This is a genomic window from Rhodoferax sp. (assembly GCF_028689305.1).
GTDB lineage: Bacteria > Pseudomonadota > Gammaproteobacteria > Burkholderiales > Burkholderiaceae_C > Rhodoferax.
The window spans coordinates 26,189-50,307 of record NZ_JAQTWM010000019.1 but is presented as its reverse complement, the minus strand read 5'-3'; the positions used below and the strand labels follow the sequence as shown (position 1 = coordinate 50,307).

Here is a 24,119-nt window from a genome sequence, read left to right as displayed (position 1 = left end):
TTCACAGACTTATTGGTTTTTGTGCGCAGCTAAAAGACTGCGGAAAATCTATGGAAAGAAAGATGCCACCATGACCACCACACCCCTCACCACCCCCGAAAAAGGCAACGCCAGAACCGAAGCCGCCCTGAAACGCCTGCGCACGGCCATGGCCGCCATCGAGGCGGACATTGCGGCTCACCAAGGCATCTACCCGTTCAACCATGGCCGGGTCACGCAGTCCGAGCTGTGCCGCCGCGCGGATGTGAAAAAAGCCACGCTGCAAAACCCGCTGCACAAGGACAGCACGCGGGTCGAGATCATGGCCTGGCTGGATGTGTTGAACGCCAAGCTGATGCAAACCCGCGACAGCACCCGCGAGCGGGTCACGGCGGTGGCTGACGACCTGGCCGCAGAAGTGGAACGCCTGACCCTGGCCAACCAGGCGTTGCAGCGGCAACTGGATGCCGCCGAGCTGCTGGTAGCGCAACTGCAGCAGGAAAACGCACAGCTGAAGCGCTGAGTTGCTGCGCAGTCCACTCAAATGCCCCAGGGCGGTGAGAGGCTGCGTTTATCATTCACCGGCTGGGATGCGGTACTGATCAGAGAGATGATTTCACAAAGCAGATGGCTTACGAGAGTTCCATAACCACTTTTTCACAGGGCGACAAAGTCCGCTTTAAAGAAGAGCGTTTGTCGGTGCTCACCCCGCCGGACAGAAAGCGGCTGGAGGGCCGGGTGGGGGTTGTCCAGGGGCGCTGGAATTACTCCAGAAAGCTGACGGTCCACTTCCCTGAAGACGGTGGCCGATCAGAGCTGCGCATCATGAGTGTGGACCCGAGCCAGCTTGAGCGAGTGATGGAAGAAGCCAAGGCTGAAATGGCTCCAGAAATCACCGAAGCGGCCAGCGGCGAGGAAAGGCTTTCTCAGGAGGATATGGATAACCTTTTTGGTTAGCCTCGGATTCAATGGCAGCCCATGCCCGGGCGCAACGCGCATTGCCCGGCGTAACTGGCGGACTCCAGTTGCAGCGTGACGTGGTGGATCTCGAAGTGTTCATGCAGCTCGTGACCGGCTTCGTGCAGGATGGCATGGGTGTCACCTGACTGCTCACTCAGCACCAGGTGGGCGGTGAGGGCAATGTCGCTGGTGCCCATGGCCCAGACATGCAGGTCATGCACTTCGGTCACGCCGGGCAGGCTTTGCAGCAGCCGGCGCACTTCGGCCAGGTTCACGCTGGCAGGCACGCCGTCAAACAGCAGGTGCAGTGATTGTTTGAACAGGCCCCAGGTGCCCAGCACAATCACGACGGCAATGGCCAGGCTCATCACCGGGTCGATCCAGCGCCAGCCTTGCCACAGGTAAAGGCCGCCCCCGACCACCACCGCCAGCGATACCAGTGCGTCACCCGCCATGTGCAGGAAGGCGCCGCGGATGTTCAGGTCATCCTTGCGGCCACGCATGAACATCAGTGCGGTGAGGGTGTTGATGACAATGCCCACGCCGGCCACGGCCATGATGGTCCAACCCTGTGTGGGCTCGGGCGACTGCAAACGCCCCAGCGCCTCCCAGCCCAATGACCCCATGGCCACCAGCAGCAGCACGGCGTTGACAAAGGCTGCCAGGATCGAGGCGCGTTTGAACCCATAGGTGTGCCGGGTGTCCGGGCGCACCTTGCCCGCCAGGGCGCCACCCCAGGCCAGCACCAGGCCAGCCACATCGCTGAGGTTGTGGCCGGCGTCTGCCAGCAAGGCCAGGGAGTTGACGCGCCAGCCGTAGAAGGCCTCAATGGCGACAAAGACCAGGTTCAGCACAATGCCAATGGCAAAGGCCTGGTCAAACCCGGCGGGCGCGTGACTGGGGTGATGGTCGTGATGGTGGTGTTTCGCGTGCATGACAGGTCGGCTCGGCAAGAGGCTAGCCGGCGGCCACACCCAGCAGCTTGCCAGTGAGCCTGCGTGCCACCGGGGCGGTGAAAAAGATCACCGGCACAGCCACCAGGTAGGCAATGACAAAAGACCGCATCCAGGCGGACAAAAAATTCGGCACCCAACCCAGGTTGACCAAAGTAATGACAAAGGTCATCAAAAACACCATCATGGCCCCCATGACCATGGAAAACACCAAATGAAATTTCTTTTGTGGATTCATGTCGGATTTACTTTTGTGGGCAGGGCATTGCGCCGATGACGGATTTTGGCACGGCGGCACCCGGCCGCGGCGGCAGCAGGGCTGATGCTAAAGCATCAGTCCACCCAGCATGGCCCCCGAGCACACCACCAGCCAGGGGGGCCATTTCCAGGCCAGCAGTGCCACCAGCGCGCCCAGCATCAGCACCATTTCAGGGAGTCGGGTGACGGCACCGCTCGACGCCGACTGGAGCAGCGTGGCCAGCAGCAGGCCCACCACGGCGGCATTGATGCCGGCCAAAGCTGCCTGGGCCAGCACCTGGCGGCGCCATTGATCCCAGAACGGCAGGGCACCAGCCACCAGCAGAAACGAGGGTAAGAAGATCGCCAGCAGACACACCGCCGCGTTGACCCAGGCCTGCGGCCCGTCGGCCATGACTGCGCCGAGGAAGGCCGCAAAGGTGAACAGCGGCCCGGGCACGGCCTGTGCCGCACCGTAGCCTGCCAGGAACACGTCCTGACTGAGCCAGCCCCGGGGCACCACCTCGGCTTGCAACAGCGGCAGCACCACATGGCCACCCCCAAACACCAGGGCGCCGACTCGGTAATAGACATCGGCCAAAGCCAGCAGCGGGTTGTTGGTGTGGCGTGCCAGCAGTGGCAGACCCAGCAGAAGCAGTCCAAACAGCAATAGCAACACCAAGCCGGTGCGGCGGGACAGCGGCATGGGTATGGCTTCAGGAGCCGGCCTTTGGGACGGCTTGAAGATCAGGGCCCCCACCACGGCAGCGCTGGAGATGATGCCAAGCTGGCCCACGACGCCAGGCCACCAGAGTGTGCCCGCGGTGGCCAACAGCGCCATACCGGCGCGCACCGGGCCCACGCAGAGCTGGCGTGACATGCCCCACACCGCCTGCGCCACCACGGCAACAGCCACCAGTTTCAGGCCGTGCAGGCTACCCGCTGGCAACACACTCCCCCAGGTGGACAGGCCCAGCGCGAACAGTGCCAGGGCCAAAGCCGACGGCAGGGTGAAACCGGCCCAGGCGGCCAGTGCACCGCCAAAACCACGGCGCTGCAGCCCCAGTGCCATGCCCACCTGGCTGCTGGCCGGGCCGGGCAAAAACTGGCACAGCGCTACCAGATCGGCATAAGCATGTTCGCTGAGCCACTGCCGCCGTGTGACAAATTCATCACGAAAGTAAGCCAGATGCGCCACCGGCCCACCAAACGAGGTCAGGCCCAGCCGCAGGAACACCCCAAACACTGACCAGCAGGTGGGTTTGTGGTTTGGCTTGGCAGGCGAGGTGGATGGCATCGGCTAGGCAGCTGGGTGATGACGTGATTGTGCCGTGTGCCAGTTGTGGCGACGATTAATCTAAATCTAATTAGAATGTTCATCATGAACGAACGTACCCTCAAAGATAGTCTGTACGAACAGGTGGCCCGTATTGGCAAGGCCTTTGCCAGCCCCAAGCGGCTGGAATTGCTGGAGATGCTGGCCCAGGGCGAAAAGAGCGTGGAGACGCTGACAGCCGAACTGTCGATTGATGTCAAGCTGGCCAGTGCCCACCTCAAGGCCCTGCGCGAGGCCAATCTGGTGCAGGCGCGCCGTGATGGCAAGTACGTGTTTTACCGCCTGCGTGGTGACGATGTGGCCCAGCTGGGGGTGGCACTGCGCAACGTGGCCGAAGAACATCTGGTGGAAATGCGCCTGGCGCTGCAGCAACTGGTGCGCGAGCCGGATCGATTGGTCAAGACTTCACGCGGCGAGTTGCTGGCGCAGGCCCGCAATGGCCGGGTGGTGGTGATTGACGTGCGGCCCCAGTCCGAGTTTGATGCCGCCCATTTGCCCTATGCCCGCTCCATGCCGCTGGCGGAGCTGGAGCAGCGCATCGGCGAGTTGCCGCCCGATGTTGACATCGTGGCCTATTGCCGTGGGCCGTTTTGCCTGATGTCGGATCAAGCGGTCAAGCTGCTGCTCTCGCGAGGTTACCGCGCCCGCAAAACCAGTGACGGTGTCAGTGAGTGGCTGGCCGCCGGGTTCGCCGTCGAAACCACGCCGACCGATCCTGTTTGACGAAAGGTCTCCCATGGCTGCTTCCACATTGTTTATTCTGAACGATGCACCCTATGGCAATGAGCGCGCTTATAACGCCCTGCGTCTGGCATCGGCGCTGGCCGGCAAAGAAGGCCAGCTGGTGCGCCTGTTTTTGATGGCAGATGCAGTCACCTGCGCCAAGGCCGGGCAAAAGGTGCCCGAGGGGTATTACAACGTGCAACTGATGCTGGGCAAGGTCATCCGCCAGGGTGAGGTTGGCCTATGCGGTACCTGCATGGATGCCCGCGGCCTGAGTGTGGCCGAGCTGATGGATGGTGCGCAGCGCAACACACTCGCGCAACTGGCGATCTGGACCGCCGAGGCGGCCAAGGTGCTGGTGTTCTAGGCGGCCTGTGCCTTCAGGGTCTGCAAAAAAGCCCGAATGCGTTTGGCGTTGACGCCGCGGTCGATTTTGCCCAGCCGCGAGCGCGAACGCACAGCCACCAGTACGCCGCCGTCCGCGGGTTTGACGCGGATGGCCACCTCGTCGGTGAAGCCATACAGCAGACTGCTGGCGGTGGCTTCGATGCGGCCTTCTTCCGGCACGCTGGCCACCACCGTCCAGCCCTTGTCCTTGACCACGGCCAGCGCCAGTGCAAAGGTTTTGGCTGGAGGCAGTGGCAGCCTGAGTGGCACCAGATCGGGGTAGGCTGCGCGCTGCAAGGCGGCTGACGCTGCACCTGGGTAATCGGTCGGGGTGGGCATGTCCCAGAACACCGGGGCGTCCAGCGTGTCGGTGCTGATGTCATTGATGGCCGGGTAGCTGCGGGAGGTGTATTCCCACTGAACGGCCAGGCTCACTGGTGCCAGGGCCAGCAGCAGGCCGATGACGGCGGCAGCCCAGCCGCGCCGTGCGGCGCCGGGGCGTGACTCAGCCAGTCCGACCAGCGACAGCACCAGTGCCAGGCCAGCGCCGTAGGCCGCCCATTCCGAGGCCTGCAAACCCACCGTGAAATGCCACCAGCCCAGCCGGTAGCCAAGACCTGATGCCACGATCACGGTGATGGCGCCAAGGCTGAGGACCAGTGCGGCCATGGCGGGAATGGAAAGCGGTTTGCTGGGGGTCGACATAGGGTTGTTCTCTGGTTGGAGCGGCTATTTTCAGGCCATCTTCGTGGGTGCTGGCGCGCGATTTTGAAACGGCATCAGCAGCATGCTGTCCAGCCGTGCCACTTCCTGCAAGGCGGTATGGCCGCGCAGCCCGATGACCATGGTTTCCTGGGGGCTGCGGGTCTGGGCGCGGTAGGTGCCCAGCAGTCGGTCCCACCAAGTCAGGCTGAAGCCAAAGTTGGTGTTGGCCTCATCCTCTTCAACCGAGTGGTGCACCCGGTGCATGTCCGGGGTGACCAGAAACCAGCGCAGTCCCCGGTCCAGGCTGGCGGGCAGCCGGATGTTGCCGTGGTTGAACATGGCAGTGGCATTGAGCAGCACTTCAAACAGCACCACCGCCAGCACCGACGGGCCGAGCACGACGATGGTGGCGAACTTGATCAACATCGACAGCGCGATCTCCAGCGGGTGAAACCGTGCCCCGGTGGTCAGGTCATAGTCCGGGTCAGCGTGGTGCACCTGATGCAAGCGCCACAGCAGCGGCACGGCGTGCATCACCACATGCTGCAGCCAGATGCAGAAGTCCATCACGATGACGGCCGCCGGCACTGCCAGCCACAGCGGCACCTGAAAGTGGTTCAGCAGACCCCAGCCATGGGCAGCGCCAAACGCCGCCATGCCGGCGGCGGCCAAGGGGAACAGCAGGCGCAGCAGCGCGGTGTTGAGCATCACCAGACCCAGGTTGCTGCCCCAGCGCAGGGCCTTGGACACCGTCAGGGCTCGTCGGGGTGCCAGCCGTTCCCATGATGCGATGAGGGCGAACACACCCAGGAAAAACCCGAGCCGGATGGCCGGTTCGTGGTCGAGGACAAAGGACTCAAAGTTCATCGGGTCTCCATTGTTTTTTGATCATATCAATAATCTAATATTTATTAGATTGTAGGTAAAATCATCACCATGCACATCACCTTGCACCATCCCCAACCTGGACGCCATCCCATGAAACACATCTCTCTCCACCGTTCACTGATGGCCGGGCTGCTGGCTCTGGGGCTGCATGCCGCTCCGGCCGTGGCCCAGGACAAAGCCGTGATGGAGGCCATGGCGTCTTACCTTGACTTTGTGGATTACGGCGGCGCCACGATCTTTCCCGAGCAAATCCCGCGCGACGACTGGAATAAATTTGTAGTGATTGACGCGCGCGATGCTGATCAGTTCACCAAGGAGCACATCCCCAACGCCATCCATCTGGAGTGGCGTCGCGTGTTGGCCGAGAGCGAACGTATCCCGAAAGACAAACCTGTGCTGCTGTACTGCAATACCGGCTCACTGTCGGCGCAGGCGGGTTTTGCCCTGCGGGTGGCAGGGTATGAAAACGTGCGCATTTTGCAGGGCGGTTTTGCCGAGTGGAAGGCCAAGGGCGGCCTGGACGCCGCCAGCAAGGCCGCGGCACCGGTCAAACATTGAGTGACCTGATTGATGAGAAAAAAGTGCCTCTAGCCCGGATAAATAAACCCTATATAGCTATCAATTATGTAGCAATATGGAGGCCGTGACGTGCTGGCGTGGTGGGTGTAAGCTGGCCTTCTTCATCCATCATCAAGCTGATTCATGAGTTACCGCGTTCTTTTTGTTTGCATGGGCAACATCTGCCGCAGTCCCACGGCTGACGGCGTGTTTCGCCACAAGGTCCGGCACCATGGCCTGAGCCAGGTCGTTAGCGTGGACTCGGCCGGCACCCACAACTACCATCCCGACAGTCCGCCGGACGAACGCTCCCAGGCGCATGCGGCCCGGCGGGGGTATGACCTTTCAAGTCTGCGGGCGCGCCAGGTCCGGCCGGCCGACTTTGCCGCGTTTGACCTGATTCTGGCCATGGACTGGGACAACCTGGCGCTGTTGCAAGACGCCTGCCCGCCAGAGCACCAGCACAAACTGCGTCGTCTCACCGAGTTTTGCCAGTTGCACCGCAGCCCGGTGGTGCCTGACCCGTACTATGGCGGTGAGCGCGGTTTTGAGCAGGTGCTGGACCTGGTCGAAGACGCCTGCGAAGGGCTGCTGGCGCATGTGAAGCAGCGGGTCAGCCCGCAGAAGACGTCGGGTTGAGCTTGGATTCGTCTGGGGTGTGGGCGTTGTTCGCCGAAAGGCCCCAGACATAGGACTCCATCGATAACATGCCGTAGCTGACGCCGCCGTCAATCGTCTGCGCGGTGTCGGTGGCGCGGGCGCCCAGGGCCACCAGCAGTGGCAGGAAGTGTTCCTCGCTCGGGTGGGCACGTTCGGCGTGTGGGGCCAGGGTACGGTAGTGCACCAGCTGATCGACCTGGTTGGCCAGCACGGCTGCGCGCACCCAGGCGGTGAACGCCTGCACATAGGGCTCAGGCTGGGCGTTGGCACCGCGGAACTCATACAGGTTGTGTGTCATGCTGCCCGAGCCGACGATCAATACGCCTTGCGCGCGCAGCGGCGCCAGCGCCTGGCCGAGTTTCAGCGCCTGCGCCGTGTCCAGGCTGTGCGGCATGGACACCTGGAACACCGGCAGCTGGGCCTGGGGCAGCAGGTGGTAAAGCGGCACCCAGGCGCCGTGGTCCAGCCCACGTTGGGCGTCCAGCGTGGTGGCAAAACCCGCTGCTGTCAGCAGCCGGGCGGCCTCCTGGGCGCAGTCGGGGTGACCCTGGGCCGGATACTGCAGCTGGTACAGCGCAGCCGGAAAGCCGCCAAAGTCGTGAATGGTTTCGGGCCGGGCGGTGCTCATCACCTGCACCTGGCGCGTCTGCCAGTGGGGCGATACCACCAGCACTGCCTTGATACCGCTGAGCTGCTGGCCCAGTGCCTGCAGCTGTGGGCCCAGCACCTCGGGCTCCAGAGCGAGCATCGGGGAGCCATGGGAAATGAAAAAAACGGGTGCTTGGGTCATTCGGGTACCTCAGTGGATGGTGGTGCGTGGTGTGCATTTTGCATGGCACCGCACTTTTGTGGACGGATGGCCAAGCTTCCTGGGCTTGATTGGACCGTTGCCAGCCATGGCACCACCTGGTCGCGGCTGGTGGGCAAGAGACGCAGCTCGCGCCAGAATTTTGACCAAATAGGCGAAGGTGCCGATGGTGAGCGAATCATTGCCCAGCAGCATTGCATCTTATTTTCGATTGGCACAAAATGAATCGGGACCAAGGAAGGGGCGTTTGATGGAACTCGCATTGACATTGCTCCAGGGCGGCGCTGGCAGTCTGGCTTCCTATTTGGCGGCGCATGTGCTGTTGTGTCTGCTGCCCGCATTTTTCATTGCCGGAGCCATGGCTGCGCTGATCCCCAAGGCCAGCATCACACGCTGGCTCGGGCGCGGCACCCCCGCTTATGTGTCGTACCCGGCCGCCGCCGCTGCAGGCTCCTTGATTGCCGTGTGCTCCTGCACCATCGTGCCGCTGTTTGCCGGTATTTACAAAAAGGGGGCAGGCATTGGCCCGGCCATCACCTTTTTGTTTTTTGCCCCGGCGGGCAATATCATGGCGCTGGCTTACACCGGCAACATCCTGGGGCCAGAATTTGCCTTGGCACGGCTGCTGCTGTGCCTGCTGTTTGGCATCGGCATTGGCTTGTTGATGGCCATGATCTTCTGGCGCGACGATGCCCGCCATGATGCGGAAACGGACACCTTGTTTGCCGCCAAAGCCAGCATTGCGCCTGCGGCGCTCGGGGTGCTGTTGTCATTGGTTGGGCTGTTGATTGCCGGCACACTGAAACTGTGGCCCCTGACGGCCACGGTGTTCACCTTGGATGCACCTCTGCCGTGGGCGCAGTCGTGGCAAACCACCTTGTTGGCCTGGGTGCCGTTTGATGCCGCCAAGGGTGAGGAAGGGGTGAGTTTTCAGGGTTCGGTGTTGATCGGCCTGTTGCTGCTGATTGGGGTGACGGCCTGGCAGGGGCTGGAAAACATTGTGGAAGGGGCCAACCGCTGGACCTGGGTGGCGCTCGGCCTCACCGCCGCCACCCTGCTGGTGGCCGCCATGCGCATGACACCCGGTGCGGGCTTCTTGGAAGTTGCCTTTACGGGCCGGGTCTTTGGCGTGGCGCTGGCCTTGTGGGCGGTGGGGTACTTCGCCCACCAATTGGCTGGGGACGACTGGCGCGCCTGGCTTTGGGAAGCCTGGCGCTTTGTCAAACAGATATTTGTCCTGCTGGTGCTGGGCGTTTTCATTGTGGGCATGGTGCGCCAGGTGATCCGTCCGGAATGGATTGAAAGTCTGGCGGGCAGCAACACACCACCGGCCAACGCGGTGGCGGTGGGCTTTGGTGTCTTCATGTACTTCCCCACGCTGGTTGAGGTGCCGGTGGCACGTATGTTCCTTGACCTTGGCATGCACCCCGGCCCGCTGCTGGCCTACCTGATGGCCGACCCCGAGCTCAGCCTGCAAAGCATGCTGATGGTCGCTGCCGTGATTGCCTGGACCAAGACCCTGGCCTATGTGGGCTTGGTGGCGGTGTTCAGCGTCTGTGCTGGCCTGATCTACGGTGCCTGGGTTGATGGGGTGGGCTGGCTGCCCCTGACCATGGCGCTGGGCCTGTTTCTGGCGATACTGGTCGGTACCTTGGCCTGGTTCAAGCGCCGCCCACTGGCGCAAGTGTCGCCCTGAGTTTTTTTCGGAGGAGAAATACCATGCTCAACATCAAGATTCTGGGGCCGGGCTGTGCCAATTGCAGAAAACTGGAAGCTGTTGCTCGGGAAGCGGCCAGTGCCGCCAATGTGCAAGCCGAATTCGACAAGGTGTCCGACATGAAGCAGATCATGCGTTATGACCTGTTGTCCACACCCGGCCTGGTCATCAATGACAAGCTGGTCAGCAGTGGGCGTATCCCGACGGTGGCCGAAGTGCAGAGCTGGCTGACGGCTTGAGTGCTCGCCAGCGCCCTGTGTTCAGGCATTGATGGCCAAGCGTTTCATCTTTTCCCACAGTGTTTTGCGTGAGATGCCCAGCACGTCGGCGGTTTTGCCAACGCTGCCTTCACATTGGGATAGGGCTTTGCGGATGTGGGTGCGCTCGGCATCTTCGACGATGGCGTGGAGTGATGGCAGCGCTTGATCTGGTGCCGCGGCAAAGACCGTCCCCGCTGTGGCGCTGGGGCTGTCATTCATGGGTTTGTCCAGGACGCCGCCCTCACTCATGACCACGGCCTGTTCCAGATGGGCACGTAATTCCCTGATGTTGCCGCGCCAGTTGCGTGCCATCAGGTCACGCAGGAACAGTTCAGACATCGCAATGGGGACGCCTTGCTCCGTGGTGATTTGCTGCAGGATCAGCTCGGTCAGCCAGCGGATGTCTTCCGGGCGTTCGCGCAGCGGTGGGATTTCAATGCGGATCACCGCCAGCCGGTAAAACAGGTCCTCGCGGAACTTGCCCGCCAGCATGTCGGCGTACAAGTCGCGGTTGGTGGCGGCGATGATGCGAAAGTCACTGTGGGTGGTGCGTTCGGAGCCCAGCCGGAAGAAACACCGCTCTTGCAGCACGCGTAACAGCTTGGCCTGCATGCTGGCCGGCAGGTCGCCGATTTCGTCGAGAAACAGGGTGCCGCCATCGGCGCGTTCAATAAACCCCTTGTGTGCCCGTTGTGACCCGGTGAACGCCCCTTTTTCGTAACCGAAAAATTCTGCTTCCATCATGGACTCGGGCACCGCGGCACAGTTGACCGGGACAAAACTCCCTTTTTTGCTGCGCGGATCCAGGTTGTGGATCAGCTGCGCCACCACCTCCTTGCCAACCCCGGACTCGCCGCTGATGAGGACCGATGTTTTTTGGCGCGCCAGTTTGTGAACCAGTTCCTCAATCCGGCGCATGGCAGGCGAGATACCCAGCACCGCGTCAGCCGGTGCCCGGGTGCTGGTCGCCAGGGTATCGAGCACCAGGGCCACCAGTTTTTCAATGTCAAAGGGTTTGGTCAGGTATTCACGCGCGCCGGCCTGGATGGCGCGGACGGCGTCGTTCACACTGCCGTAACCAGTCAGAAAAAACCACGGCAACATGCGGTTCGCAAGCGGCAATTCCACAAACCACTCTGTTGCCAGGCCATCGGGCAGCCGGACGTCGCTGACCACCGCGCCCCAGGGCTGGTTCATCTGGAGTTGCGCTTCAGCCAGACGGCGTAGCCAGACCACTTTGATACCTTCCAGTTCAAAGCGCTGCACCAACGATTCCCCCAGGATCAGATCATCTTCAATCAGCAACAGATTATTTTTCGACATGGCGCACAAGGTTAGGAAGCCAAAAGCTCAAACAGCTGGCAAAGGGTGAGGGGATGTCGGCAGGCGCGGCGGCAGAAAACCCTCCGCCGTACCGCACGGCAAATTCCTGGCAGATCCACAGACCAAAACCATGGGGGTCATTGCTGTCTTCGGCCTGCAGGCGTTGTTGCAGGTCGTCGTTGGACAAATGGTCTCCGGTGTTGCACAGCATGAAGGTGACCTTGCCGGTGTTGGTCTGCAGAAGCGCGTGCACCTGGCCTGACTGCCCCGCGGCCTTGATCGCATTGAGCAGCAGGTTGAGCATGACCTGCCGGAATACGGTGGAGGGCACACACAGCTCAGCCTGCTGATCCAGCTCGGAGCTGATGCTGACAAAGTGCTGCGAGGCGGTGGCGCGCGCCAGCGTCAGAACATCGGTAAAGTCGTCTAGGCTCAGGCAACGGTCCTCCACCTTGGCTTGTGGCAGCAGCGCGGTGGTCATGGTGCGAATTTGTTGCAGGCCGCGTTCAATCAGGTCCAGGCTTCGCTCACGTGCGTCAGGCGAATCACCGTGCAGGCGCAAGGTGCGGGTAGCGGTGATCAGGCCGGCCAATGGGTTGTTGATCTCATGCGCTACGGCGGCTGTGATGCGGCCCACGGCCGCCAATCGCTCAGCCGAGAGGGCGCGCTGCGCGTTGGCCTGGGCTACTGAGGTTTCGATCAGAAGTTGCCGGACAGCGCCGGCAATGCGGCTGAGCTCGGGGTCCTGCACATGAGGAATCAGTGCCTGCAGTTGGGCGGCATCGGTGTGACCAATCTGGGCAATGCAGTTGGCTGTCTGGGCAATGGGTTGTGCCATGCGCCGCCCCAGCAACCAGCCCATGGGCACCAGCACGATGATGGCCAGTGCGGCACCAATCAGGGCGGGGGTGGACAAGGCTGCCCAGTCGGGCGCAAAGGCAGCGGCATCCACTTCGGCAAACACAAAACCAATGACCTGGTCGTCGTCGCTGCGGATCGGCTCAATCAATGCCATGCCGCCGTCCGGCGTGGTCAGGGTTCTGGGGCGGGTGGCGGCACTGACGGAGGGTAGCAAACGGCCATTGATCAACACCCCCAGCGCCTGCTCACCGGTGGGCAGGCGCATCGGGTCCGAGCCGGCCAGAAATCGCCCCTGGGCATCCAGCAGGGCGGCACGCGACTGTCCCTTTTCGGTCTGAGGTAACAGTGCCGCGGTGTTGCGCAGCAGCGTGAAAGCGCGCCAGGTGTCGTCCTGCGCCAGCAGCGGCTTGCCTTGTGCCACCAGCAGGTCGATCACCCGCTGCACAGTGCTCACAATCTCCAGGCGCGCTGAACGAGCCGAGATTTGTGCTGCCACCACGCTGACGAGCAAAACCGAAAGCGTGACAGCCAGCACCAGACCCAGCGGTATCTGAATGCGGTAGGGTAAACGCGGCAACATGGTGGTGGTCAGGTCCGCACGGCGCCGACACTGGCGGCCAGGGTCTTGATCGGCTCAAACAGGCTGGCATCGGGTTTGGCAAAACCGCTCAAATTCAATGCCTTGAGCAAACTCAAACCTTGAGAGTCGTTGGGCATGTTTTGCAAGGCAGCTCCCAACTCAGCCAACGCGGGATGGCTGTCATTGAGCCTGGCAACGATGGGGGGAAAGGCATACCAGTCGGAACGCCAGATCACGCTGGTGTGGGCCACAGCGGCCATTTTTTGCAGTTGCATGGTGTCCCACACGTAACCGTCGATGCAACCAGCTTGCGCCAGGCCGGAGGCCACGGCTTCAGCCACATTGCGGTGACCATGGGCAAAGAAGGTCCGGCGCAGGTCACTGGCCTTGAGCCCGGCGGCACGCATTTGCGCCTGAGCCACCAACCAACCTGAATTGGACAAGGGGTCGGAGTAAGCCAGAACCCGCTGTTTCAGGTCACCCCAGCCCGTCAATTCCGGCGGATTCCTCGACCGGCCAATCAGGTAGGACTGGTAAAACGGCTTGCCATTGAACAGCGGGGTGGCCAGCAATTGCAGCTTGCTCTGATGCAGGATGTAGGGGTAGCCGCAAATCCAGGCGGCATCCAGTTGGTCAGAGAACAGCAGATCCAGAATGTTCTGGTACGACTCGCGGGCGACAAACACCACCGGCAGGCCCATGCGTGCGCCCAGGTAGTCACTCCAGCGTGTCAGGAACGCGGCCTGGTCGGCCAGGATCACTGCCGTGAGTCCGATGCGCAGTGAGGTTGTGTCATTTTTGGGGAGTGTTTGTGCCTGGACGCCGCCTTGCAGCAGGCCCCAGGCAGCACCCCATTCCACCAGGGTTCTGCGTTGCATGGGCTTGTTTCATTCAAGAAAAGAGGGCGTAGTAGATAACAAATTCGTAACATTTTCTCTTGGTGATAACCCTTAAATTGTTACGTTATGGTAACGGTGAGGGCGCCTGTGTTGTGGGAGTCTGTGGTGTTTTCCCAATGGGAGACTGGTTTTGGGGCCAAGTCCGAAAACTGGCACACATGTTGCGCTGAGTGATGTGGATACCGTGCGTGAAACAAGAACCACATCCTCTCCAGGAGACACATCGATGAGTGAAGCAACTAATGTCTCGTCACCGGCAGGCCGCAAACGCCGGTTTGCCATGGTGGTCGACACCCGCAGGTGCATCGGCTGTATGGCTTGCCAGGTGGCCTGCAAGGCCGAATATGACACTCCTTTGGGAGTGAACCGCACCTGGGTGCCTTACAAGGTGACCGGCAAGTACCCCAACGTGTCGCGCAAATTTCTGCCGCGCCTGTGCAACCACTGCGAGGATCCGCCGTGTGTGCGCAATTGCCCGGTGGAGGCCACTTTTGTCGTCGAAGACGGTGGTTTTGTGCTGCAGCGTTACGAACGCTGCATCGGGTGTCGCAGCTGCATGGCGGCCTGTCCCTACAACGCGCGCTTCATGCTGCCGTCGCACCGCACCTACACGCCCATCACCAACGTGGTGGACAAATGCACCTTCTGCTTCCATCGTGTGACGCAGAACCTGGTGCCAGCTTGTGTGCAGACCTGTATTGGCCGATCGCGCGTGTTTGGCGACATCAACGATCCCAACAGCGAGGTGTCGTACCTGATTGCCAAAAACCCGACGCAGGTGTTGCGTCCAGAGCAGGGTACCAAGCCGCACGTGTTTTACATCGGCGCGGATCGCAACCAGACCGAGTTTGGGCGTGACGGCAACAAGCCTATTGAAGTGATGGAACAAGAGCGTTCCGCATTCAAACTTCACTTCAACATTTAAGGAGCACACATCATGGGTGAATATGTTTGGTTCCACGATGTGTCGTGGCATTCAGCCTACGCCATCTACTTCTTTGTGGTGGGCATTCTGGCGGGGCTGTCCTTCCTGTCTTATGGCTCCTGGATTCAGCCTGCGCTGCGGCCTTTGCGCGAAAAGGCCGCCTACATCTCGGTGGTGTTGCTGGGTGTGGGCGGTGCGCTGCTGATTGCCGACTTGTCGCAGCCACTGCGTTTTCTCAACACACTCAACCCGATGTACATGCACTTCACCTCGCCGCTGGCTTGGGGGGCGCTGAACATCACGGCGTTTGGAGTTTGCTCGGTGCTCTACATCCTGGCCTTGCGCAAGGGTGACGAGAAACAGGGCAAGTTGCTGGCCCTGATCACTGCGGCACTGGCGCTGGGTTTGCCGATCTACACCGGTTATGACCTGGCCGTGCACCAGTCGCGGCCAGTCTGGAACACGCCGGTGATGCCAGTGCTGTTTGTGGCCCTGGCGGTTGCCTCCGGCTCGGCGGTGGGCTCACTGCTGGCCGGTGCCAACGAGGCAGCCCAAAAGGTACTGCGTGAATACATGTTGTGGTCCACCGCTGCCGTTGGCGTGGTGCTGATTTCCATTCTGGGAACCACCAACTATGGTGGCTCAGCCGAAGAGTTGACCTTTGCGATCCTGACCACCGGCACCATGGGTGTGATTTTTGTGGGCGCAGGCATTCTGGGGGGGATTGCGGCGCCAGTCGCGCTGTTGCTGGCCCCAGCCGGTGTTCGCAAAAGCACCCTGTCACTGGCAGCGTTGTTGATCCTGGTGGGCAGTGCCGCCTTGCGGTATGCGATCCTGATGGCACCCCAGCAAATGCAAACGATGTATTGAACCTATTCCAGGAGACACAACATGAAAATACCCAAAGTATCGCGTCGAACTTTCCTTGAGGTTAGCGCCAGCACCGGTGCGGTCGCGGCGGCTGCGCCGCGCTTGCTCAACGCGATGGAAAACGACCTGGGTGGCAAGGACATTGGTCCGGTGACCGCCGCCGAGCGCAAGGCCGTGCCGACCGGTTGCCACGTGTGCAATATCCAGGACGGAGCCATTGCCTATCTGGAAAATGACCGCGTGGTCAAGCTCGAAGGTAACCCGGAGCACGTCTCCACCCGTGGTCGCCTGTGCGCCAAAGGTAACTCGGGCATGTGGTACAGCTACGACCCGGACCGCATCCTGTACCCGCTCAAGCGCGTCGGCGCCCGGGGTGAAGGCAAATGGAAACGCATCACCTGGGACGAGGCCCTGGCCGAGCTGGTGCAAAAACTCGATGCCGCCATCAAGGAAGACCCCAACACCATCATGATGAAGTATGGGCGCAACCGCACCGGCGGCACGCTGGACCGCTTCATGAAGACGCTGGGCTCGGCCACGGTGGTGAACCACACCTCGGTGTGCGAGTCGTCCAAGAAGGTGGGCATGGAACCCACCTGGGGGCCGGACATCGAGACGCCCGACTTCGCCAATGCCAAGTACGTGCTGAACTTTGGCTCGAACGTGCTGGAGGCCGCCTATTTCCATAACCCGTTGTCGCAGCGGGTGACGGAAGGTCGCATCGATAACCAGATGAAGATCGTCACGTTCGACGTGCGGCTGTCCAACACGGCCGGCTTCTCGGACGAATGGATTCCGGTGCACCCGGCCACCGACGGTGCCGTGGCCCTGGCCATGGGCAACGTCATCCTGAGCGAAGACCTGCAGGACAGTGACTTCATCAACAACTGGACCAATGTCACCGTGGCCGAGTTGAAGGCGCACTACAAGCAGTACACGCCGGAGTGGGCCTCGAAGATTTCAGGTGTGCCTGCTGAAACCATTGAACGCATCGCACGCGAGTTCGCCACCACCAAGCCGGCCACACTGTTCACCTACCGGGGACCGGCCAAGCACCTGTACGGCTCGTACAACGAGAAGGCCTGCATGATGCTGCCGATCATGACCGGCAACATCGAAAAGAAGGGCGGCTACTGCCTGCCGCGCGGCATGGGCTGGCCGCAGCCCTCGCCCGAGCCGGGCAAACCGGCCAAGGATTCGTACCTCTCGCATCCGCCAGACTATCCGCTGGCCGCGCACAAGGTCAGCCATCTGGTGCCGTTCTGGATTGCCGAGGGCAAGCAGAAGATCAACGTGTACTTCACCTACCAGGACAACCCGGTCTATACCAACCCGGGCTCCATGGCGGTGTGGGGCAAGCTGTTCAAGGACGAGAAGCTGATTCCGTATCTGGTGTCGATGAGCCCGTTCATGGGCGAGGAAACGGCCATGGCCGACCTGATCCTGCCGGACTGTCCCTACTTGGAGCGCTGGGAACCCGAGTCGATGCCCAATTCGCTGTGGCCCTGGCTGGGCATTCGCCAGCCCGTGCACAAGTCGCTGGGCGAGTCGCGCGAAAACCGTGTCATGCTGCGCGACATCATCCATAAACTGGATCCGGACGGCAAGCGTGGCATGAAGCAGTTCTGGAACTTCAAGGATGGCGAGGACTACATGCGCCACCACTTCGACAACGTGCCCGGCCTGAAGGAAGCCGGCGGCCTGAATTTCCTGAAGAAGCATGGCGTCTGGCCCATTTATGGCAAGCTCAACCCCAAGACCGGCAAGGTGTCGGACAAGACCGGCCGCGAGATCCAGGCCGAGTACGGGCTGTACAAGAAGGAGCTCTCCGCTGCGGACATGGCCGGTGCCACCGTGGACAAGGCCGGCATCATCACCAAGAACGGCAAGGCCATCGGCGTCAAGCGAGACGGCAAGAACTACGTGGGTTTTCCCACTGGCAACCGGCTCATCAACGTGCGCGTGGACCAGTGGGCCGAATACGGCTTCAACCCCATGCCCACGTTCAAGCGCATCCCCTGGCACGAGACCATGAAGGACGACGAGATGATCCTCTCGACTTTCAAACTCAACGTGATGAAACAGTCGCGCACTGCGGCCGTGAAGTGGCTGGCTGAAATTGCCCACAGCAACCCGGCCTGGATGAACCCCGAGACCGCCGCCAAACTGGGCGTGAAGACCGGCGACCTGGTGCGCGTGGAAAGCGCCGTGGGCCACCTGGTGACCAAGGCTTATGTCACCGAGGGCATCCATCCCAAGGTGATTTCGATCTCCACCGGGTTCGGGCATTGGGAGTATGGCCGTCTGGCCACCCTGAAGCTCAAGGCCGGCAAGGGGGATGCCAGCCACGGCCAGGACGATCCCGACCTGAACAACGTCTGGTGGGATGACAAAGGTGTCCACCCCAACAATATCATCCCGGTGGTCGCCGACCCGATTGGCGGCTCACAGGGCTGGTACGACACCGTGGTCAAGGTCACCAAGGCGGGTCCGAATGACAAATACGGCGACAGTGTGGGCCATTGGGACAAACATGTGGCGGCATTCAAGGAGACCATGCGTTACGCCTATACCGGTGACCTGCATCGCAAGATGCATCCAGAAATGGCTGCCTGGGGTGGTCCGGAGAGTGTCAAACACAAGGCCAGCGGTGGCCACTGACTGGTCTCAGGGTTGGTAAACCCCGTGTTTTCTTTTCGTTAACAGCGATTTGCCGATCCGCATGAGAGTGTGGATCGGCTTTTTTCAGGAGACCACATGCTGGCAGCCACTTTTGAATTAGAGGACAGGGAAGATACCGTTGTGCAAGCTCCTCTTGACCCGATACAACGGCGTGAAGAATGCCTGGCTCGGGCAAGTTTGTATCGCATGTTGGCGGGGGCTTTTGTTGAGGAGCCTTCAGCCGCCTTTTTGTCGGCGCTGCGTGAGCCAGGCCTATTGGCCTCGCTCCGTGCACTGAATGTGGTGTTTGATGATGATTTTCTGGCGACAACGTTGCCGGCGCTCACCGAGGCCCTAGCTTGCGAGTATGCGACCTTGTTTGCCTCTTCAGGCGGATTTCCGCCGGTTGAATCGGTGCGGTTGACAGGGCGTTTCAAGCAGGAGCCGCACTATCAGGTGGTTCAGTTTTATCAACGTCTCGGGTTTGAGCCGGTCAAAGGCCGTTTTGACGTCTTTGCGGATCAGCTCGGTATGGAATTGATGTTTGTGGCCGAATTGCTGGAGCGCTCTGCGGTTGTGCTCGAAGACGGTGAAATACAGCTTTATCAGAAGTTGGACAAGGACATCAAGCGATTCTGGACCTTGCACCTGGGACGTTGGGTCCGAGGTTACAGCGGGTTGATTGAACGTGCCGCCAATCATTCGTTTTACCGGGGGATGGCCCGTTTCCTGGGCGGGTTTGCCGCAGAGGAAATCGCGGCCATGGGTTTGACGCGGCTGGAGGATCTGGATCGTGGGCAACTGGAAGTGCCCAAGTCAGAAATCAAGCTGGAGTTCAATCCCGATGAGCCGGTTTGTGGTGAGTGTCCGTCTGGCCTCACTGAACGCCTGCAACCGGCAGACAAGGCCCGCGTCATCCCGATCAGGGCCGTGCAGGACCTGTCATTTTGAGGAATCAGATCATGTTGCTGGATCTCCATGCACAACCCATTTTGCCGCCAGATCGCCAGGTGCTTTCCGAGCTGGATTGGGGTGAGGTGGCCAAGCTTTGGGATAACAATCAACTGGGGCAGTTGCACGATTGGCTCAACGAGCGTTGGGCACGTTTGATCCGAAACAGTCCCCTGGGTACCAAAGATCCGGAGGCAGAACTGTTGCAGGCGCTGGCGTTTGCCACCCTGGCGCTGTTTTTCACACAAAACCAGAATCAGGAAGGTGCGCTGCTGATGCTTGACGACGCCATGATGGCGCTGGGCAAATATCGGCCTTCTTACATGGGTGTCAGGATTGAGTCAATCTACGGCACGTTGGAAGATTTGCGTCCGATGCTGGTCGGGCTGGCATCTGATGCGGATTGCCCCATGTACCCTTTTGTTTACCCCAGGTTTGAATACTCGCGGGCCGCGCCATGAGTGTTCAGTTCTGTTGTCTGGCAAAAAACTGGGCCGAGGTGAATCCAGTTGCCCCCACGTTTTTGCATTTCACACCCAGACTGCTGGCCATGTCACAGGCCATGGTGCGGGCGCAAGTGGTGTTGGCTGCAGAGTCTGAGGCAACCGCTGTGCAACTGTTGACTGCCGGGGCCAGCCGGGTGTTCCTCGGAGAAGCCGCTTTGCGCGATGGCGACATCATCACCCGCTTGATCCAGCGGTTTGGCCCGGCCCGGGTGGGTTTGCACGTGCCTGTGCAGCGTCAAGCGGTGAGCTGGTCGTTTGACGCCGTGTCCAATGAAGACTTCAATGTGGTGACACCGTCGTTGTGTGAACCTGTCTGGGAGGTGCTTCAGGCGGATGGTGTGCCTTCGGGCTGTCGGGCTGCTTCATGGATTGGTGACATGGTGGACCGCGGTGTTCAGACCGTGCTGGTACGGGCTGACATGGGTGATGATGCTGATCTGAACCTTTGTGCCGGCATGGTCGAACTGTTGGGGGACAAGCTCTGGATGGCACCGCTGCATGACAGCACACCACAAATTGGCGACTGGGTGAACTATGGCCAAGTTCGTCAATTGGCGCTGCCAACCGCGCTGTATCTGCGCCGGCATGCGTTGTTGCCGCGTGACAATGATGCCCGCCTGACTGAACCCGTGGTCTGAAAGTGTCCGATGAACATCAAACCCGACAACATCCTGATGGCTGTGATGCTGGCTGCCGCAACTTGTGCAGCGCCGGTACACGCTGAACTGGCCTTGCGTGACACGGTTGAGTTGAATCAGCTGCTCAAGAAGGAGCCGCCTTGCTGCGTCATTGATGCCCGCAGCGTAGCCAGCCAGCGTCAACATCCGCTGGCAGAGGCCCTCAGTTATCACACCGGGATGACGATCATCCCGACGGCGTCGGTTGTGGTCGTGGCGGACGATGACAAAAATGCGTTGCGCATCGGCGCTATTCTGGCCAAGCAGCATCCGGGAAAGATGATTCATGCGGTGAAGGGGGGGGCGGTAGCTTGGGAAATTGTGTTGCGCTCACTTGAGAAGGTGTCGTCGTCGAAGGCTTCCGGAACCGCGGCCGGCATCAGCTTTGTGATCCCGCACAACACCTGTGAAACCGGGACCCCGTTGCAGGTTTTGAGCAGCAAGCCCGGCAGCCAACCCAAACCGTGATGGGATGCCTGCCGATGCCTGACTTTCGTGCCAATTGCTGTACCCGTTATCGCTACCGCTACAGTGAATGCCGGCGGTGTGCGGATGCCTGTCCACATGACGCCATCACCCTGTCTGATCAGGGCGCTTCGCTGGTGGCTGATCACTGCCAAAGTTGTGGTTTGTGCATCAGTGCCTGCCGCACCAATGCGTGGAGTAGCCCGGACTTCAAGCCGATCGACTTGTTGCGCGAAGCGATTAAAAAGCCGGTCTGGCACCTGGCATGCCGACCCTCAGGTTGCCAGGGTGATGCTGTTGTGCCTTGCCTGGGGGCGGTTGATGCGGTCTGGCTGGCTTACATGGCCAAGCGGCGGATTCCGGTCAATTTGCATGGTAGCGGTCATTGCGCGGATTGTTCCCACGGCAAAACCGGTGAAGCCCAACTCAGGCTCAATCTGGATGCCGTTGACCAGCTGAAAGAGTCCAGCCTTGCCGACAGCGCTGCCAGCGGGCTGGACTCTGATTGGGTGATGCCGGTCCTGGTACAAGATGCGGGCCTGTCCGGGGCATCAAATAAGGCGGCTGGCCACGGCGCCCCGGCGGGTTCACGGCGCCAGCTGTTTCGACGCTTTTTCAGTCACCGTGGGGCCAAGCTTGTGGCCACTGGAGAGCTCGCCAGGCCGGCCCCTGTGCCGGAGAAGGCCATTCGTGCCGGTGCCTATGTGGTGTCCGATCAACGTGAGTTGTTGCAGATCGTTTGCAAGCGCAAGGATGAGCAGGCTTTTACCGTGGTGTTGCATGAAGGCCTGCCGGCGATGCAACTCACCCTGCAGTCGGGGTGCACACTTTGTGAAGCCTGTTTTCGGGTGTGTCCGACGGGTGCGATCGAGATTGTGCAAAACCCGCACGACTGGGCGCTGACGTTTCAGGCGGATCGATGTGTGGCCTGTGAGGTCTGTCTGGAGGTGTGTCAGCCACGTGTGCTCGATGCCCATGTGTCTTTCGACGCCCGCCCGGGTTTGGCGCCAATGACCCTGATCAGCAGGGCCAAGCAACGTTGCTCGCGGTGTGACCGGTATTTTGTGTCCCCGACGCCGCAGACAACCTGCACGATCTGTGGTGATGATGAAGACGCATTTGCGGCTATTTTTGGCCCGGATGGCGACTGACAATTTTCGCAAGGAGTTTTTGACATGCAATGGGAGTTCTCACCTGAAGATGTGGTCAAGGCGCATGCCGAATACACATTGACTGATTTCCGGCGTGACCTGGCTGAAGAAGTGCGATCCAACCTGGGCGGCAGCGATGAGGCACAGCAAACACGCAGTTTCAACCTGATTTATGACATGTGTCATGCCTTGGCGACCGACAAGAAATTCGATGATTTTTTGTCGGCGTACGCGTACGACCCGCCGACCTGCCAGTTTTTGACCGAGCTCAAACCCTACATGGCTGACAACGTGGCCATGCTCGGAGCCATCTTGCAGCGACTGATCATGGATCGGGTTGAGGCCAACATGCCATTGGCCCAGGCGGTGGAGGATACGGCCCAGTGGCATGCTGGTATTGTGGCGGGCACAATACAGCACCCCAATTAAGGCAGATTTGCCCCTGCTGCTCAAGCAGCAGCTGTGTCCAATGCAAGGAGAACCCAATGAATTTACCCGTCGGCAATGAAATGTCTGAATTTGCCAGGGCGTTGATTCATTCCCGCCAGCATGTGGCACCCAGACGGTTGGTGGCACCCGGTCCCAGTCCGGCACAATTGCAGACCATTTTGGATGCAGCGGCGGCGGCACCAGACCATGGGCAACTGCTGCCCTGGCGTTTCGTCATTGTTCCGGGGGACAAGCGCGAGGTTTTGGCGTCGGTGTTTGGTCTGGCGCTGACGGATCGGGACCCGCAGGCCACCACCGAGCAGGTCGAGAACGCGCGTGAGAAAGCCCACCGCGCCCCCTTTTTGATGCTGGCGATCGCTCGTCTGGCCGGAAGTCACCCGGACATAGAGGCCGCGCGTGCGCGCTCGGGGGAGCTTGAAATCAGCGACGCGGAGCGGCTGGTGTCTCTCGGCTGCGCCATCCAGAATGTTTTGTTGTCAGCGCACGCCATGGGTTTGGGCACCGGTTTGACCAGCGGGCAGGCGCTGGCCTGCCCACAGTTGCGGGCGTTGTTTGGCTTGCAGGCGCACGAGCAAGCGGTATGTTTTGTCAATATCGGAACGGTGTCCAAGGGCAAACCACCCCGATTGCGCCCTGAAGTCGAGGCCTTTGTCAGCAGCCTCTGACGGCAGGCGGCGCGCGCGGCTGGCCTACTCGCGTTCCATTTCCAGATAAGTGTGGTTGGCCAGTTGTGGCAACCACACGTCAGCGTGTTTCAGATGGGCAAAGGGTTTGCCGTCAAAACTCTTGACCGCAGCACTGATGTCGGTGCCGGCGTCCACGGCTTTTTTCATGTGGGTACGCAAAGCCTGCAGCAGGTCGCGGGTCTGGGCCTGTGCCGTGGCCAAGTCGGTGACGCGGCCATGCCCAGGCACGATGATGCGGGGCTGCAGCGCCTCCAGTACGGCAAACGATTCCAGCCAGTGTTTGCCTGAGCTCACATCAATCAGGCCCAGGGTGCGGTCAACGTAAACCACATCACCGGCAAACATCACCTGCTTTTGTGGCAACCAGACCAGGGTATCGCCGGGGGTGTGGGCACCGTGGCGGTGCTGGAGTTCGATCACGGTACCCCCCAGTTCCAGGCGGGTGTCCGCAGCGGTGACAAAGCGGGTGGGCAGGGTGGGGACAGTGCCAGCCAGCCGCTCTTTCAGCACCTTCAGGCCTTCCATGTGTTGCCCGGCGCGGGCTTGCATGTCGGCCTGGGCGTCGGCGTGCGCGATGATGTCGCTCTGGTGTTCCTTGAAGTAACCATTGCCGAGCCAGCGGTGATCCTGGCCGCCGGTGTTGATGACCCATTTGATCGGCTGGTTGGTGACCTTTTCCACGGCGGCGGCAATCTTGCCCGCCCCTTGGTAGCTGGCGCCGCTGTCGATCAGCACCGCTCCGGCGGGGGTCACGACCAGGCCGATGTTGGCATTGAGTCCTTCGTTGTCGTAGCTGCGGCCTTCCAAGTCACCAATATAGGCGTAAAGGCCGTCAGTGACCGGTTGGAACGAAACCTCCACGGCCCAGGCGGGCAAGGCAGTCAGGCAGGCTGCCAAAGCGCCTGTCATGAACGTCAAAAAGGTGGACAGTCGTCGTCCCATG

28 protein-coding genes are annotated in these 24,119 nt (G+C 60.8%); 18 read left to right on the top strand and 10 right to left on the bottom strand.

The annotated features are described in order from the left end of the window. Positions 1-70 precede the first annotated feature (70 nt). Positions 71-502 carry a hypothetical protein gene (locus PHW99_RS06290; RefSeq protein ID WP_300174852.1) on the top strand — a complete coding sequence of 144 codons (432 nt, stop codon included), beginning with the start codon at positions 71-73 and terminating at the stop codon, positions 500-502. A 104-nt stretch (positions 503-606) separates the two neighbouring features. Beyond that, a complete protein-coding gene (locus tag PHW99_RS06285) occupies positions 607-936 on the top strand; it encodes a hypothetical protein (RefSeq protein ID WP_300174850.1) in 330 nt (109 codons plus the stop codon). 8 nt (positions 937-944) lie between these two features. On the opposite strand, the gene PHW99_RS06280 is transcribed toward PHW99_RS06285, so the two are convergent. The 3 genes from PHW99_RS06280 to chrA form a co-directional block, all read right to left on the bottom strand. After that, on the bottom strand, positions 945-1,874 hold the full coding sequence (locus tag PHW99_RS06280) for a cation diffusion facilitator family transporter (protein WP_300174848.1): 930 nt from the start codon (positions 1,872-1,874) through the stop codon (positions 945-947). A 22-nt stretch (positions 1,875-1,896) separates the two neighbouring features. Further along, on the bottom strand, positions 1,897-2,130 hold the full coding sequence (locus tag PHW99_RS06275) for a DUF2798 domain-containing protein (RefSeq protein ID WP_300174846.1): 234 nt from the start codon (positions 2,128-2,130) through the stop codon (positions 1,897-1,899). A gap of 87 nt (positions 2,131-2,217) precedes the next feature. Beyond that, on the bottom strand, positions 2,218-3,426 hold the full coding sequence (gene chrA / locus PHW99_RS06270; RefSeq protein ID WP_300174845.1) for a chromate efflux transporter: 1,209 nt from the start codon (positions 3,424-3,426) through the stop codon (positions 2,218-2,220). A gap of 84 nt (positions 3,427-3,510) precedes the next feature. On the opposite strand from chrA, the gene PHW99_RS06265 reads away from it, so the two are divergent. Both PHW99_RS06265 and PHW99_RS06260 read left to right on the top strand, forming a co-directional pair. Next, a complete protein-coding gene (locus PHW99_RS06265; protein WP_300174843.1) occupies positions 3,511-4,188 on the top strand; it encodes a metalloregulator ArsR/SmtB family transcription factor in 678 nt (225 codons plus the stop codon). 13 nt (positions 4,189-4,201) lie between these two features. Beyond that, the gene (locus tag PHW99_RS06260; RefSeq protein ID WP_300174841.1) at positions 4,202-4,555 is read left to right on the top strand and encodes a DsrE family protein; all 354 of its coding nucleotides are present in this window, start codon (positions 4,202-4,204) and stop codon (positions 4,553-4,555) included. Here PHW99_RS06260 and PHW99_RS06255 read toward each other — a convergent pair. Together PHW99_RS06255 and PHW99_RS06250 are read right to left on the bottom strand one after the other, a co-directional pair. After that, complete coding sequence (locus PHW99_RS06255; protein ID WP_300174839.1) at positions 4,552-5,280, bottom strand: DUF1499 domain-containing protein; 729 nt, start codon at positions 5,278-5,280, stop codon at positions 4,552-4,554. The two genes, PHW99_RS06260 and PHW99_RS06255, sit on opposite strands and share 4 nt — an antisense overlap. A 30-nt stretch (positions 5,281-5,310) precedes the next feature. After that, positions 5,311-6,147 carry a sterol desaturase family protein gene (locus tag PHW99_RS06250; RefSeq protein WP_300174837.1) on the bottom strand — a complete coding sequence of 279 codons (837 nt, stop codon included), beginning with the start codon at positions 6,145-6,147 and terminating at the stop codon, positions 5,311-5,313. A 111-nt stretch (positions 6,148-6,258) separates the two neighbouring features. On the opposite strand from PHW99_RS06250, the gene PHW99_RS06245 reads away from it, so the two are divergent. Together PHW99_RS06245 and PHW99_RS06240 are read left to right on the top strand one after the other, a co-directional pair. Next, positions 6,259-6,726 (top strand): rhodanese-like domain-containing protein, encoded by a 468-nt coding sequence (locus tag PHW99_RS06245; protein ID WP_300174835.1) that lies wholly within the window; start codon positions 6,259-6,261, stop codon positions 6,724-6,726. 144 nt (positions 6,727-6,870) lie between these two features. Beyond that, complete coding sequence (locus tag PHW99_RS06240) at positions 6,871-7,365, top strand: low molecular weight protein-tyrosine-phosphatase (RefSeq protein ID WP_300174833.1); 495 nt, start codon at positions 6,871-6,873, stop codon at positions 7,363-7,365. Here the strand turns inward: PHW99_RS06240 and PHW99_RS06235 are convergent. Next, complete coding sequence (locus PHW99_RS06235; RefSeq protein ID WP_300174831.1) at positions 7,340-8,176, bottom strand: class III extradiol ring-cleavage dioxygenase; 837 nt, start codon at positions 8,174-8,176, stop codon at positions 7,340-7,342. The genes PHW99_RS06240 and PHW99_RS06235 overlap by 26 nt on opposite strands. 268 nt (positions 8,177-8,444) lie before the next feature. On the opposite strand from PHW99_RS06235, the gene PHW99_RS06230 reads away from it, so the two are divergent. After that, a complete protein-coding gene (locus tag PHW99_RS06230; RefSeq protein WP_300174830.1) occupies positions 8,445-9,890 on the top strand; it encodes a permease in 1,446 nt (481 codons plus the stop codon). A 23-nt stretch (positions 9,891-9,913) separates the two neighbouring features. Then, the gene (locus PHW99_RS06225) at positions 9,914-10,150 is read left to right on the top strand and encodes a thioredoxin family protein (RefSeq protein ID WP_300174829.1); all 237 of its coding nucleotides are present in this window, start codon (positions 9,914-9,916) and stop codon (positions 10,148-10,150) included. Between the two features lie 21 nt (positions 10,151-10,171). On the opposite strand, the gene PHW99_RS06220 is transcribed toward PHW99_RS06225, so the two are convergent. The 3 genes from PHW99_RS06220 to PHW99_RS06210 are packed head-to-tail and all read right to left on the bottom strand — an operon-like array spanning position 10,172 to position 13,813. Next, entirely contained in the window at positions 10,172-11,494 is a 1,323-nt protein-coding gene (locus tag PHW99_RS06220; protein ID WP_300174828.1) for a sigma-54 dependent transcriptional regulator, read from the bottom strand. Continuing rightward, a complete protein-coding gene (locus tag PHW99_RS06215; protein WP_300174827.1) occupies positions 11,481-12,935 on the bottom strand; it encodes a HAMP domain-containing sensor histidine kinase in 1,455 nt (484 codons plus the stop codon). Before PHW99_RS06215 ends, PHW99_RS06220 begins: the two co-directional genes overlap by 14 nt. 8 nt (positions 12,936-12,943) lie before the next feature. After that, positions 12,944-13,813, bottom strand: a complete 870-nt coding sequence (locus PHW99_RS06210) for a PhnD/SsuA/transferrin family substrate-binding protein (RefSeq protein ID WP_300174826.1) — start codon at positions 13,811-13,813, stop codon at positions 12,944-12,946. A gap of 247 nt (positions 13,814-14,060) precedes the next feature. On the opposite strand from PHW99_RS06210, the gene PHW99_RS06205 reads away from it, so the two are divergent. The 10 genes from PHW99_RS06205 to PHW99_RS06160 all read left to right on the top strand — a co-directional run bounded on the left by PHW99_RS06205 (position 14,061) and on the right by PHW99_RS06160 (position 23,155). After that, the gene (locus PHW99_RS06205; protein WP_300174825.1) at positions 14,061-14,759 is read left to right on the top strand and encodes a 4Fe-4S dicluster domain-containing protein; all 699 of its coding nucleotides are present in this window, start codon (positions 14,061-14,063) and stop codon (positions 14,757-14,759) included. Positions 14,760-14,771: 12 nt separating this feature from the next. Continuing rightward, positions 14,772-15,629, top strand: coding sequence for an NrfD/PsrC family molybdoenzyme membrane anchor subunit (gene nrfD / locus PHW99_RS06200; protein WP_300174823.1), 858 nt, complete (start codon positions 14,772-14,774; stop codon positions 15,627-15,629). A gap of 21 nt (positions 15,630-15,650) precedes the next feature. Further along, positions 15,651-18,290: a molybdopterin-dependent oxidoreductase gene (locus tag PHW99_RS06195; RefSeq protein WP_300174822.1), complete on the top strand. Its 2,640-nt coding sequence runs from the start codon at positions 15,651-15,653 to the stop codon at positions 18,288-18,290. Positions 18,291-18,386: 96 nt separating this feature from the next. Next, positions 18,387-19,241, top strand: coding sequence for a molecular chaperone (locus PHW99_RS06190; protein ID WP_300174821.1), 855 nt, complete (start codon positions 18,387-18,389; stop codon positions 19,239-19,241). An 11-nt stretch (positions 19,242-19,252) separates the two neighbouring features. Next, entirely contained in the window at positions 19,253-19,702 is a 450-nt protein-coding gene (locus PHW99_RS06185) for a hypothetical protein (RefSeq protein WP_300174819.1), read from the top strand. Continuing rightward, a complete protein-coding gene (locus tag PHW99_RS06180) occupies positions 19,699-20,385 on the top strand; it encodes a hypothetical protein (RefSeq protein ID WP_300174817.1) in 687 nt (228 codons plus the stop codon). Before PHW99_RS06185 ends, PHW99_RS06180 begins: the two co-directional genes overlap by 4 nt. A 9-nt stretch (positions 20,386-20,394) precedes the next feature. Then, positions 20,395-20,892, top strand: coding sequence for a hypothetical protein (locus tag PHW99_RS06175; protein ID WP_300174815.1), 498 nt, complete (start codon positions 20,395-20,397; stop codon positions 20,890-20,892). 14 nt (positions 20,893-20,906) lie between these two features. Next, positions 20,907-22,040 (top strand): 4Fe-4S binding protein, encoded by a 1,134-nt coding sequence (locus PHW99_RS06170; protein WP_300174813.1) that lies wholly within the window; start codon positions 20,907-20,909, stop codon positions 22,038-22,040. Positions 22,041-22,064: 24 nt separating this feature from the next. After that, on the top strand, positions 22,065-22,469 hold the full coding sequence (locus PHW99_RS06165; protein WP_300174811.1) for a hypothetical protein: 405 nt from the start codon (positions 22,065-22,067) through the stop codon (positions 22,467-22,469). Positions 22,470-22,525: 56 nt separating this feature from the next. Next, positions 22,526-23,155: a nitroreductase family protein gene (locus PHW99_RS06160; RefSeq protein WP_300174809.1), complete on the top strand. Its 630-nt coding sequence runs from the start codon at positions 22,526-22,528 to the stop codon at positions 23,153-23,155. 24 nt (positions 23,156-23,179) lie between these two features. Here the strand turns inward: PHW99_RS06160 and PHW99_RS06155 are convergent, their stop codons facing one another. Continuing rightward, a complete protein-coding gene (locus PHW99_RS06155; protein WP_300174807.1) occupies positions 23,180-24,118 on the bottom strand; it encodes an MBL fold metallo-hydrolase in 939 nt (312 codons plus the stop codon). Position 24,119: the final 1 nt, after the last annotated feature.